Source organism: Azospirillum argentinense, assembly GCF_000632475.1.
GTDB classification, from domain to species: Bacteria; Pseudomonadota; Alphaproteobacteria; order Azospirillales; family Azospirillaceae; genus Azospirillum; species Azospirillum baldaniorum.
Window position 1 is genome coordinate 692,832 of sequence record NZ_CP007795.1, and the last position, 12,096, is coordinate 704,927.

General features: G+C 67.4%; 11 protein-coding genes. 5 read left to right on the top strand and 6 right to left on the bottom strand.

The features are described from left to right. Positions 1–87: 87 nt before the first annotated feature. Positions 88–687, bottom strand: a complete 600-nt coding sequence (locus tag ABAZ39_RS25465; protein ID WP_051658531.1) for a helix-turn-helix domain-containing protein — start codon at positions 685–687, stop codon at positions 88–90. Positions 688–1,299: 612 nt separating this feature from the next. Between ABAZ39_RS25465 and ABAZ39_RS25470 the strand changes: the two genes are divergently transcribed. The 3 genes from ABAZ39_RS25470 to cysE are packed head-to-tail and all read left to right on the top strand — an operon-like array spanning position 1,300 to position 4,914. After that, positions 1,300–2,229 (top strand): family 2A encapsulin nanocompartment shell protein, encoded by a 930-nt coding sequence (locus ABAZ39_RS25470; protein WP_014242416.1) that lies wholly within the window; start codon positions 1,300–1,302, stop codon positions 2,227–2,229. Then, positions 2,216–4,024, top strand: a complete 1,809-nt coding sequence (locus ABAZ39_RS25475; RefSeq protein WP_247881749.1) for a family 2A encapsulin nanocompartment cargo protein cysteine desulfurase — start codon at positions 2,216–2,218, stop codon at positions 4,022–4,024. The genes ABAZ39_RS25470 and ABAZ39_RS25475 overlap by 14 nt, the downstream gene beginning before the upstream one ends. Before the next feature lie 17 nt (positions 4,025–4,041). Further along, entirely contained in the window at positions 4,042–4,914 is an 873-nt protein-coding gene (cysE, locus tag ABAZ39_RS25480) for a serine O-acetyltransferase (protein ID WP_040136794.1), read from the top strand. 281 nt (positions 4,915–5,195) lie between these two features. Here cysE and groL read toward each other — a convergent pair whose 3' ends face one another. From groL to ABAZ39_RS33425, 5 genes are all read right to left on the bottom strand, one after another. Then, positions 5,196–6,827 carry a chaperonin GroEL gene (groL, locus tag ABAZ39_RS25485; protein WP_040136796.1) on the bottom strand — a complete coding sequence of 544 codons (1,632 nt, stop codon included), beginning with the start codon at positions 6,825–6,827 and terminating at the stop codon, positions 5,196–5,198. 68 nt (positions 6,828–6,895) lie between these two features. After that, positions 6,896–7,189, bottom strand: coding sequence for a co-chaperone GroES (locus ABAZ39_RS25490; RefSeq protein WP_040136799.1), 294 nt, complete (start codon positions 7,187–7,189; stop codon positions 6,896–6,898). A 137-nt stretch (positions 7,190–7,326) separates the two neighbouring features. Then, entirely contained in the window at positions 7,327–7,473 is a 147-nt protein-coding gene (locus ABAZ39_RS36275; RefSeq protein WP_160174859.1) for a hypothetical protein, read from the bottom strand. A gap of 82 nt (positions 7,474–7,555) precedes the next feature. Continuing rightward, on the bottom strand, positions 7,556–8,425 hold the full coding sequence (locus ABAZ39_RS25495; RefSeq protein ID WP_040136801.1) for a CPBP family intramembrane glutamic endopeptidase: 870 nt from the start codon (positions 8,423–8,425) through the stop codon (positions 7,556–7,558). Then, entirely contained in the window at positions 8,422–9,093 is a 672-nt protein-coding gene (locus ABAZ39_RS33425) for a TetR/AcrR family transcriptional regulator (protein ID WP_051658532.1), read from the bottom strand. The genes ABAZ39_RS25495 and ABAZ39_RS33425 overlap by 4 nt, the downstream gene beginning before the upstream one ends. Before the next feature lie 400 nt (positions 9,094–9,493). Here ABAZ39_RS33425 and ABAZ39_RS25505 point away from each other — a divergent pair, with 400 nt between their 5' ends. Both ABAZ39_RS25505 and ABAZ39_RS25510 read left to right on the top strand, forming a co-directional pair. Beyond that, positions 9,494–10,921, top strand: coding sequence for an FAD-binding oxidoreductase (locus ABAZ39_RS25505; protein WP_040136803.1), 1,428 nt, complete (start codon positions 9,494–9,496; stop codon positions 10,919–10,921). A gap of 57 nt (positions 10,922–10,978) precedes the next feature. Then, positions 10,979–12,061 carry an ABC transporter substrate-binding protein gene (locus tag ABAZ39_RS25510; RefSeq protein ID WP_040136805.1) on the top strand — a complete coding sequence of 361 codons (1,083 nt, stop codon included), beginning with the start codon at positions 10,979–10,981 and terminating at the stop codon, positions 12,059–12,061. Positions 12,062–12,096 lie beyond the last annotated feature (35 nt).

The following is a 12,096-nucleotide window of genomic DNA, read 5'->3' on the forward strand; positions in this document are numbered from 1 at the left end:
TCCAGAAGATTTTTGGGAAAAATCCATTAACCCGCCCACGAATATGTAAAATATGGGCGAGCGGGTTCCACGGCCTGGGCTCCGCCCTTAGCCTTCTCCGTGCGAAAGGACCAGAAACAGCCGGGCCTCCACATCGTCGGCGTTGCGGCACTGGTAGGTCCGTTCCGCCTCGAACAGGACGGCGTCGCCGGCCGCGAGACGGTGCGATCCCTTGCCGACGCACAGTTCCACGGCCCCCTCCGCCACCACCAGATTGATGCTGGCGCCGGAGGAGACGCCACCGCCGGTTTCGCAGCCCCCCGGCCGCAGGCGGATTTCAAGGAAGTCGGTCCCCCGCCCCTCCCCCGGCGGCGCGAGGGACCGCGATCGCACCAACCCATCCGGCGAGATGAAGCTGCGCGCCTGATCCTCCCGCATCAGAAGCACATCGCTCCGCCCGTCCAGCCGGGTCAGCGCCGTCAGCGTCACGTCCAGGGCACGGGCGATCTTCCACAGCACGGTGATGGTGGGGGCGCTTCGTCCCAGTTCGATCTGTCCGAGCATCGCCCGGCTGACGCCGGACAGTCGGGCCAACCGCTCCAGAGACAGGCCCTGGCGCGTGCGCAACCGTCTCAGATTGCGGCCGAGAGCGGCGGGGATCGCCGATTCCGGTGTGCTGGACGCGCAGTCGTCGTTCGCGGCGCTCACGGCTCGTTCCCTCATTGCGTAGGATAGTCCCTGCGGAAAAGGGAGAATAACGCGGATTTCCTACTAATTAAATAGATTTAACAACATCTGACCGCGCCGCCCTCATATACAACAGAACCCATTCGTGCTTACCACGGAGCGAATGCCCCATCTGTGAATTGCGGTTCGTGGAAATCTTGCAGGTCGTATGAGGGTTCCAGCCAATTGCCCGAAAGACTCACGGAGATAACAGGGCGGTCCGCAGGCGAAAACGATGACGGTCGCCCGCATTATCTATTTATAAAATAGGAAATTAACATCCAGACCGCCCTGTGATCCGTCGAAACTCCTTTCGTCGCGTCTTCGCCCAATCGAACGGAGGCTTGTCTGTTATAGCGGACCAATCGACAGCCGCGCCGCTACCAATGCTTGAGGCTGCGGCGAAAGCCATGCATGGTCATATCCACCTTCGGCGGGCCGGCGCCATCCCATAGGCCGTTTCGCCGAGCCGGGCTTTCCGCTCCCGCCCATCGACCTTTCATTCCCGCGTCCGCAAACCGCCGATTCCCCGGAGTCGGTGCATGGCGCCGGCTGCCGTTTTCCTCCCGCCGCCTTTCCAAAGGAGCCGATTTCATGTCCGAAGACACCGAGCTGCGCCGAACATTGAACGAGCAGGCGGCCCGCCAGCTCGCCAACGCCACGAAGACACGGGCGCAGTGGTCGGGCATAACGCCGCGCTGGCTGGTGTCCTTCCTGCCCTGGACCCCGGTGGAGGCCGGCATCTACCGCCTGAACCGGGTCGTCGATCCCCAGGGGCAGGTGCGGACCGAGGTGGAGTGCAGCCCGCGCAACGACGCCGATCTACCGGAAACCTTCGTCCCCTACGACGAGAACCCGCGGGAATATTCGCTGAACGCGGTCACCACCGTTCTCGACGTGCAGACCCGCGTCTCCGACCTCTACAGCCACCCGATCGACCAGATTCAGGAGCAGCTGCGCCTGCTGATTGAAAAGGTGAAGGAGCGCCAGGAGAGCGAGCTGATCAACAACGCCGAATACGGCCTGCTGACCAACGCCGCCCCCGGCCAGCGCATCAAGACGCGCAAGGGCCAGCCCACACCCGACGATCTGGACGAGCTGATCGCCAAGGTGTGGAAGGAGCCGGCCTTCTTCCTGGCCCACCCGCGCGCCATCGCCGCCTTCGGGCGCGAATGCACCCGCCGCGGCGTTCCGCCGCCCACGGTCACCCTGCACGGCTCGCCCTTCCTGACTTGGCGCGGTCTGCCGCTGATCCCCAGCGACAAGCTGCACGTCACGCCCGAAGGCCGCACCAGCATCCTCCTGCTGCGCACCGGCGAGGCGAAGCAGGGCGTGATCGGCCTGTTCCAGCCCGGCGTCCCCGGCGAGGTGGCGCCCAGCCTGTCGGTCCGCTTCATGGGGATCAACCGCAAGGCCATCGCCTCGTACCTGATCTCGCTCTACTGCTCGGCCGCGATCCTGACCGAGGATGCCATCGGCGTGCTGGAGGATGTCCATGTCGGCAACTACTATGACTACGCCTGACGCCGCCGCCCTGCCCCCGCCGCCACCGGCGGCGGGGTTCGGCGGGCCGGAGGCGGGATTGCCGGACATCGCTCTGATCGGGCGTCTCGCGAACCAGTTCTTCCAGGCACTTCCCTCCGGCCCGGCGCCCGCCGTGGCCTCGCCGTCCGGGCTGTCGGCGGCGCAGGCGCCGGGACCGCTGCCCGCGGCGCCACAGCCGGGTCCGGCGGCCAACCCGTCCATCTCCCCCGCCCCCTCACTCCGACCCACGGCGCCCGCCGTTCCATCGGCGACCGGTGACGGCGGGCTGGGGTCGATCCTGCATTCGCTGGGCGGTGCCTTGTCGCTGGTCCCGCCACTGCCGGGTGCTGCCACGGTTCCCTCCACGCCGGTCGCGGGCGCTCCGCCCCTGCCCTCCGGCGCGCCCTATTTCCTCGACGGCGGGCGCGACGCGGCGGCCGGTCGCGGCGCTACAGCGCCCTCCGCCACCGTACCCTCCGCCCCCGGCCTTCTGGTGGAGGTCGGCGCCCTGTCGGTGCAGCTCCGCGCCGAGCAGGTGCCGGATCTGCCACTGCCCGCCAGCCCGGCCTTCGACCCGCGCGCCACGCGCCGCGACTTCCCGATCCTGAACCAGACGGTGCACGGCAAGCCGCTGATCTGGCTGGACAACGCCGCCACCACGCAGAAGCCGCAGGCGGTGATCGACCGGCTCGCCCGCTTCTACGCGGAGGAGAATTCCAACATTCACCGCGCCGCCCACGCGCTGGCCGCCCGCGCCACCGACGCCTATGAGGAGGCCCGCGAGAAGGCCCGCCGCTTCGTCGGGGCCGCCGACACGGGCGAGATCGTCTTCGTCCGCGGCGCGACCGAGGCGATCAACCTCGTCGCCAAGGCGTGGGGCCGCCAGCACATCCGCGAGGGCGACGAGATCGTCGTCACTTGGCTGGAGCATCACGCCAACATCGTGCCCTGGCAGCAGCTCTGCGCCGAGACCGGGGCGCGGCTGCGGGTGGTTCCGGTGGACGAGGACGGTCAGATCCGGCTGGACGAATACGTCCGGCTGCTGAACCCGCGCACCCGTCTGGTGTCGCTGACGCTGGTGTCCAACGCGCTCGGCACGGTGACCCCGGCGGCGGAGATGGTGGCGATGGCGCGCTCCGCCGGGGCGGTCACGCTGGTGGACGGCGCGCAGGCGGTGTCGCACATGCCGGTGAACATGCAGGCCCTGGGCTGCGACTTCTTCGTGCTGTCCGGCCACAAGATGTTTGGCCCGACCGGCATCGGCCTGCTCTACGGCCGGCGGGAGGTGCTGGAGGGCATGCAGCCCTGGCAGGGCGGCGGCAACATGATCGCCGACGTGACCTTCGAGAAGACCGTCTACCAGCCCGCCCCCATGCGGTTCGAGGCCGGGACTGGCAACATCGCCGACGCCGTGGGGCTGGGGGCCGCCATCGACTATCTCGAGCGCATCGGCATGCCGGTCATCGCCGCCTACGAGCATTCCCTGCTGGAGTACGCCACAGCCGGCCTGTCGACCGTTCCCGGCCTGCGGCTGATCGGCACGGCGCGCGAGAAGGCCGGCGTCCTCTCCTTCGTTCTCGACGGCTGCCGGACGGAGGAGGTGGGGCGGGCGCTGGACCGGGAGGGCATCGCGGTGCGCTCCGGCCATCACTGCGCGCAGCCGATCCTGCGGCGCTTCGGGGTGGAGAGCACGGTGCGTCCGTCGCTGGCCTTCTACAACACCTGCGAGGATCTGGACGCGCTGACCGCCGCCCTGCACCGCATCCGCCACACGCTCGCCCGGCGCGGCCACTGACCGGAAGGAAACGCCCCATGGGCCGCATCGTCACCCCCGCCCGCTTCGCCCAGCCCCCCGCCAACCACGCTGGATTCGAGACGGACTCCGACCGGGAGCGGGCGGCCCTGTGGGCGCGTCTGCGCACCGAGGCGGAGGCCGCGGCGGACGGCGATCCGCTGCTGCGCAGCTTCATCCACATCGCCGTGCTGTCGCACGACGGTTTCGCCTCCGCGCTCGGCGGGCATCTGGCGCGCAAGCTGGGCGACTGGTACATCCCCGCCGAGCGTCTGGCCGACATCACCGAGCAGGCCCATGCCGGCGATCCCGGCATCGTCGCGGCGGCGGTCGCCGACCTGACGGCCATCGTGACCCGCGATCCGGCCGCGGACGGCCTTCTGACGCCCTTCCTCTACTTCAAGGGTTTCCACGCGCTGCAATGGCACCGCGTCGCCCACTGGCTGTGGGCGCAGGGGCGCCGCGACCTCGCCCATTTCCTGCAAAGCCGGGTGTCGGAGGTGTTCGCGGTGGACATCCATCCGGCCGTTTCCATCGGGCGCGGCGTGCTGATCGACCACGGGACGGGGGTGGTGATCGGCGAGACCGCCGTGGTCGGCGACGATGTGTCGATCCTCCAGGGCGTCACGCTGGGCGGCACCGGCAAGGAGCATGGCGACCGCCATCCCAAGGTGCGCGACGGCGTGCTCCTGGCCGCCGGGGCCAAGGTGCTGGGCAACATCGAGGTGGGCCGCCACGCCAAGGTCGGCGCCGGCAGCGTCGTTCTGAAACCGGTGCCGCCCGGTGCCACGGTGGCCGGCGTTCCCGCCCGCGTCGTCGGCTGGTCGACCTCCGGTCAGGCCCCGGCGGTGGAGATGGACATGAGCCTGCCCGAACCCGAATACACGATCTGATGCCAACGGCACCTGAAGGCGCCGTTGGCATCACCCTCTCAATCAACGCCAACGCGTTGATCTGACGGGTTTCACGATTGGAAAATGATGGAAGTGATCGTTTTCCAATCGTATGACGGGGCGCGCCGGAAAAAGAACCGCCGCCCGCCAGCGGGGCGTGGACCCGCGGGCGGGCGGCGGTTTCAGGCACGGGAGTACGGGCACCGGCGGGGCGGGCGCCGAAAGGACATCGGTCCCCGGGACATCGGCCGCCGCGCCCACCGGCCCCCTGACGGTTCCGATCAGAAATCGTAACCGCCGCCGGCCCCGGCGGGTACCGCCGGAGACTTCGGTTCCGGACGCTCGACGATCAGCGCCTCCGTGGTGATCAGCAGGCCGGCGACCGATGCCGCGTCCTGCAAGGCGATGCGCACGACCTTGGCCGGATCGATGATGCCCGCCTTCAGGAGGTCGGTGAAGACGCCGGTCTGCGCGTCGTAGCCGAAGGCGGTGTCGTTGCCCTCCAGCAGCTTGCCGACGATGACCGACCCGTCGGCGCCGGCGTTCTCGGCGATCTGGCGCACCGGAGCCTGCAAGGCGCGGCGGACGATGTCGATGCCAACACGCTCGTCGTCGTTGACCGGCACCACCGCGTCGATGGCCCGGCCGGCGTAAAGCAGGGTCACGCCACCGCCGGGAACGATGCCCTCGGCGATGGCGGCGCGGGTGGCGTGGACGGCATCGTCGACGCGGTCCTTGCGCTCCTTCACCTCGACTTCGGTCGAGCCGCCGACACGGATCACCGCGACGCCGCCCGACAGCTTGGCGAGGCGTTCCTGCAGCTTCTCGCGGTCGTAGTCGGACGTGGTCTCGTCGATCTGGGCGCGAAGCTGCACGATGCGGGCGTCGATCGCCGCGCGGCCGCCGGCGCCGTCGATGACCGTCGTCTCATCCTTGGCGATCACCACCCGCTTGGCGGTGCCGAGATCGGCCAGCGAAACGCTCTCCAGCTTGATGCCGAGATCCTCGCTGATCACCTGGCCGTTGGTGAGGATGGCGATGTCCTCCAGGATCGCCTTGCGGCGGTCGCCGAAGCCCGGCGCCTTGACCGCCGCGATCTTCAGGCCGCCGCGCAGCTTGTTGACCACCAGGGTCGCCAGCGCCTCGCCCTCGACATCCTCCGCGATGATCAGCAGCGGGCGGGAGGACTGGACGACGGCCTCCAGAACCGGCAGCAGGGGCTGCAGGCTGGACAGCTTTTTGTCGTGAATCAGGATGAAGGGGTTGTCGAGATCGGCCACCAGCTTTTCGGCGTTGGTGACGAAGTAGGGCGAGAGATAGCCGCGGTCGAACTGCAGCCCTTCGACCACGTTCAGTTCGGTTTCGAGGCTCTTGGCCTCCTCCACGGTGATGACGCCGTCGTTGCCGACCTTGGCCACCGCCTCGGCGATGATGGCGCCGATCGCGCGTTCGCCGTTGGCGGAGATGGTGCCGACCTGCGCCACCTCGTCGTTGGTGGAGATGGTCTTGGCCCGCGCCCCGATGTCGGCGATCACCGCGGCGACCGCGCGGTCGATGCCACGCTTGAGGTCCAGCGGGTTCAGCCCGGCGGCGACGGCCTTGGCGCCTTCGCGGACGATGGCCTGGGCGAGCACGGTGGCGGTGGTGGTGCCGTCGCCGGCCAGATCGGCGGTCTTCGACGCGACCTCGCGCACCAGCTGGGCGCCGAGATTCTCGAACCGGTCGGCCAGTTCGATCTCCTTGGCGACCGAGACTCCGTCCTTGGTGATGCGGGGCGCGCCGAACGACTTCTCGATCACGACGTTGCGGCCCTTGGGACCCAGCGTCACCTTCACGGCGTTGGCGAGGGTGTCGACGCCGCGCAGGATGCGGTCGCGGGCCTCGGCGGAAAACTTGACGTCCTTGGCGGCCATGGTGGATGTCCCTATTGTCGAAGTCTTTTTCGGATGGGTTCGAGCGGAAGCGGTCGGACGGCCCGTCGTCAGGCGGGCTCGATCACGCCGACGATGTCGGCTTCCTTGATGACCAGCAGATCCTCGCCCTGCACCTTGATCTCGGTGCCCGACCATTTGCCGAAGATCACGCGGTCGCCGACCTTCACGCCGAGCGGATGGACACGGCCCTGGTCGTCGCGCGCGCCGGGACCGACGGCGATCACCTCGGCCTCCTGCGGTTTTTCCTTGGCCGTGTCGGGGATGATGATCCCGCCCTTCGACTTCTCCTCCTGCGCCACACGGCGGACGACGACGCGGTCGTGCAACGGACGGAACGGCATGCCTGATGTCTCCTCATTCGGATCGTTCGCGGTGATCCGTAATCACCTCACGAGCGGAGCATAATCATCCTTCTTTCCTACTGTAAAGATAGTGTTTTGGTTTTTTTTATAACAAATCAAAATTGTTTAACTGATCGTCAGGACCCTCTGTCGTGGTTCCGCCAATCGGCGAGCCGCTCCGGCGCTTCATGCCGCAGCGGCACCCGCTTGGCCAAGCACAGGAGGATCAGCGAGGTCAGGTCACGCTCCGCGCAGATGCTGCTGGCGGCAGAAGGCGAAGTCATCGCCATCGCGGTCTGCCCCACCCTCATCGCCCGCCAGAAGACGCTTGGTTTTGACCTGGGCTTTTCCGGAAAAGCTCAAAGTCTACTTCGCGGTGAGCCACTTCCCAGACGGCAAGCCACGGACCGTCTTGCCAAAAAAGAAGCTTGGATCGGCTATGATGATCGCCACAGTCAACGCGAAGAGAAGTCCCGTCTGGATTACCTTGGTGTCCGGGTGGGTCTGGAACAGCTCGTTGAACAGACCTGCGCTGAGGTGGAATATGATGGCGACAAGGATGCTGCGGTTGGAACGGCAATAGAGCCAGTTCATGATCAGCACGAAGGGGAACAGGCTCAATACGAAGTTCAGTGTGTGCAACCAGCCGCTTTCAGCGACTTGCGCCTGATAATAATGAGCGACCATGCCGAGCGGTGCATGCCAAACCGCCCAATAGAGGGCGAAGACGATCGAGGTCCAGAACAGCGCCATCTTGCGCCTAAGGCAGTCGGTCCCATAGGAATGCCAGCTCAATTCCTCGATGATCGGCGCCAGAACCAACGGGAACCAGCCCGGTAGGATGCCTGCGGAAAAAGAGGCATGGGCCGCAAAGCGGAATTGTTCGGTGCTGTAGCCGAGCAGCAGGGACAGGGCCTGGGCCAGAAGGATGCTGCCGAGCATGATGCCCGCGCCCAGCGTCGCAAAGCGCAACTGCCGCCGGTCGGGCCGGGTCAGACGGCGGCGCAGGTCGTCGCGCAGAACCGGGTCGCCTCGCGTCAACCGCCAAGCGGTGAGGAACGGAAATAGCAGCCCCAGCAACAAAAGCGCGGCCACGACCGTCAGGCCGGCAGGCCCGATTCCGTCCCGATGGCTCAGCCACACCGCGCCTCCCCAGGCCGTCCATGAGCCCAGCGTCGCAAGGGTGTAGAAAGTCCAAGGGCGGTCGTAGCGTTGAATGATCTGATCTTCGGTCATGATTGCAGGCTTCCCGCTTCGGCGGAACCCGGTGCCGCACCGGCCAGAACGGCCAGAAATGCCGAGACGAGACTGCCCGGGCGGGCGCCGAGCGCGCGTTCGGTCAGGCGCAGCGTCGCCATCAGCCGCACGCCGTGCTCATCCTGCGACCAGCCAAAGCGCGGGTTTCCGAGCAGAAAAGCCTGTCCAGCGAGAATGAACTGAATGGTCGACAGCGGGTCCTCGACGGCGAAGTCCCCGGTTTTGCAGCCGCGTTCGATCACACTGGCGAGCAAAGGGCCGACCTTGAGGACCAGCGCGATGTTGGCCCGCTCCTGCAGGTCGACATTGTCCGGGTGATCGAGCGCCTGCGCCAGCGGTGCATGATCCGCTTCCACCGCTTTCAGCGCGGCCAAGGCGAGGACCAACGTTTCGTACGGCGAGCTTTCGGACGTTGCGATGACCCGCTCCACATTCTCAGCCATGGCGGTCACCGTCGCCTCCGCCATGCGCGCCAACAGGTCTCGCATGGACTGGAAGTGAAGATAGAAGGTGCCCTTTGCGATACCGGCCTCACGAGCGATCTGGTCGATCGACACCGCGCCGACGCCATGCTGGCGGAACAGTCCGGCGGCTGCGTTCAGGATTTCGGCGGATCGGACATCGGCCGGTTTGCTGGTGCGTGGCATAACATGCGCCCCAAATATGACTGACCGTCAGTCATTAACGCGCCGACAGTCGAACTGGCAAGCTGTTATTGGGAATCAGCCCTGCTCAGGTAACGCCCCGCCAAGCAGGCTGGGCGCCCAATGCGGCCTGGACGAGTGGCACAAGACGGCGTTGCTGCGCCGTGTCCATGGCGTCCTCGTCCGCATGGCGCGCTCCGGCCCCGATGCCACCGCATGGGACGTCGCGGTGGACGGTTGCTCGGTGCGGGCCACACGGGGTGGCCTTGCCGACCCTTCCGCCCACCGAAAATTCGCCTTCTCCGCAAAAAGAGGTTTGTTGGCGAACAAATCTCAAGCTATCATATTTCAGTTGATGTAATCGTATATCGATTAAACACTGGATTGATCAAGGAGATCGCGCGTGGACGTGATCGCTGAACTGACGAGCCTGATCGGCGCCGACGCCGTCCTGACCGCCCCGTCCGACCTGGATGCCGTCACCGAGGACTGGCGTGGGCGCTATCGCGGACCGGCGCTCTGCCTCGCGCGTCCCGCCAACGCCGGACAGGTGGCAGACGTGGTGCGCTGCTGCGCCAGACACGGCGTGCCGGTCCTGCCGCAGGGCGGGAACACCAGCCTGTGCGGCGGCGCCGTTCCGTCGGAAACGGGACCCGCCCCGGTCATCCTCAGCCTGACGCGCATGCGCGCGGTCCGCGCCATCGACCCGGTGAACAACACGATGGAGGTCGAGGCCGGCTGCGTCCTCGCCACCGTGCAGGAGGCCGCCGCCGCCGCCGGGCGGCTCTATCCGGTCAGCCTGGGCGCCGAGGGCTCCTGCCAGATCGGCGGCACCATCGCCACCAACGCCGGCGGCACCTCGGTCCTGCGCTACGGCAACACGCGCGAGAACGTGCTGGGGCTGGAGGTCGTGCTGGCCGACGGCACCATCTGGTCTGGCCTGTACGGCCTGCGCAAGAACAACACCGGCTACGATCTGAAGCATCTGTTCATCGGCTCGGAAGGCACGCTCGGCATCATTACGGCGGCGACGCTGAAGCTGCACCCGCTGCCGACGCGCCACGCGGTGGCCTGGGTCGGGATGGCGTCGCCGGAGGACGCGCTGACCCTGCTGACCCGCGTGCAGGAGCGCAGCGCGGCCCGGCTGTCCGCCTTCGAGATGATCAACCGCCTGCAACTCGATCTGGTGGTCGGACACGTCCCCGGCCGCCGCAGCCCGATCGAAAGCGAGGCCGACTGGCATGTGCTGATCGAGCTGTCGGACAACGGCTCCGGCGAGGCGCTCGACGACGAATTGCAGGCGATCCTGGAGGACGCCTTCGCCGACGGCCTGCTGAGCGACGCGGCGCTGGCGTCCAGCGAAGCGCAGCGCCACGCCATGTGGGAGATCCGCCACAGCGTGTCGGAGGCCAACAAGAAGGCCGGTGTCGGCCTGACCACCGACTGCGCGGTGCCGCTGTCGGCGGTGCCGGCCTTCATCGCGGCGGCCACCGCGGCGGTGCGCGCGCTGGTGCCCGACCTGCCGGTGATCGTCGTCGCCCATCTCGGCGACGGCAACGTCCACTTCATTCCCTTCTTCGGTTTCGACGCCTGGGAGGCCGCCGCATCGGGCGACCGTGACGCGCTCGCCGCGGCGCTGCGCCATGCCGTCAACGACGAGGCCGCCCGGCTGAAGGGCACCTTCAGCGCCGAGCACGGGGTCGGCCGCGTCCAGCTCGCCGAGATGGCCCGCTACAAGCCGTCGGCGGAGCTGGCGCTGATGCGCGCCGTCAAGCAGGCGCTCGACCCGCAGAACATCTTCAATCCCGGACGGCTTCTGCCGCCCGGCTGATCATCTCCGCGTTTCCGCCCCCATCCGCCGCCCCGGCCCATCACGAGGAGTTCCGACATGAGCACACGCCAATCCGGCTGGTCCCGCCGCACCCTGCTGAAAGCCGGCGCCGCCGGCACCGCGGCGCTCGCCATGCCGGCGATCTGGAGCCCGGCCCGCGCGCAGAACAAGCGCATCGTCGTGCGCGACGACGGCGGCATCTACACCAAGGCCTATGGCGAGGTCTTCTACAAGCCCTTCACCGCGGCCACCGGCATCGAGGTCGTCGGCGTCCAGGCCAACGCCGAGCCGACGGCGCAGATCCGCTCGATGGTCGAGGCGAAGTCCTACACCTGGGACATGGCCAAGATCAGCGAACCGGCCATCCTGATGCTGACCGCCGGCGACAAGCCGATGCTGGAGAAGCACGGGCTGGAGAACGATCCGGCGGTCGCCGCCATTCCCAAGCAATACATGTCGGAATACGGCGTCGGCACCAACGTCTACACCACCGTGCTGGCCTACCGCACCAACGCCTTCAAAGACCGCAAGGCGCCGACCTCCTGGAAGGATTTCTACGACATCGCGGGCGTCCCCGGCCGCCGCGCGCTGCGCAAGCATCCCTTCGACACCATCGAGCAGGCGCTGATGGCCGACGGCGTGCCCACCGGCGAGGTCTATCCCTGCGACTTCGACCGCGCCTTCAAGGCGCTGGACCGCATCAAGAAGGACATCCCAATCTTCTGGACCAGCGGCGCGCAGGTCGAGCAGATGCTGATCTCCGGCGAGGTCGATCTCGTCCCGACCTGGGTGTCGCGTCCGCAGGCGGCGATCGCCGCCGGCGCTCCGGTCGGCATCGTCTGGGACCAGAACATCTGGGGCCTCGACAGCTGGGCCATCCTGGCCGGCACGCCCAACGCCGACGCCTGCCGCCAGTTCATCAAGTTCACCTGCGATGCCAAGCGCCAGGCCGAGCTGGTGAAGTACTTCCCGGCCGGCGTCACCCTGCCCGACGCCTTCAAGCACATCGACGCGGCGATCGCCCCCAACTGCCCGACCTTCCCGGCCAACATCGAGAAGGGCGTCAAGATCAACGCGCAGTTCTGGCTGGACAACCAGCAGAAGGCGCTCGAGCGCTACAACGCCTGGCTGCTGAGCTGAGGCGCCGGGACGCTCCGTCCCGACTGAGGACCCGC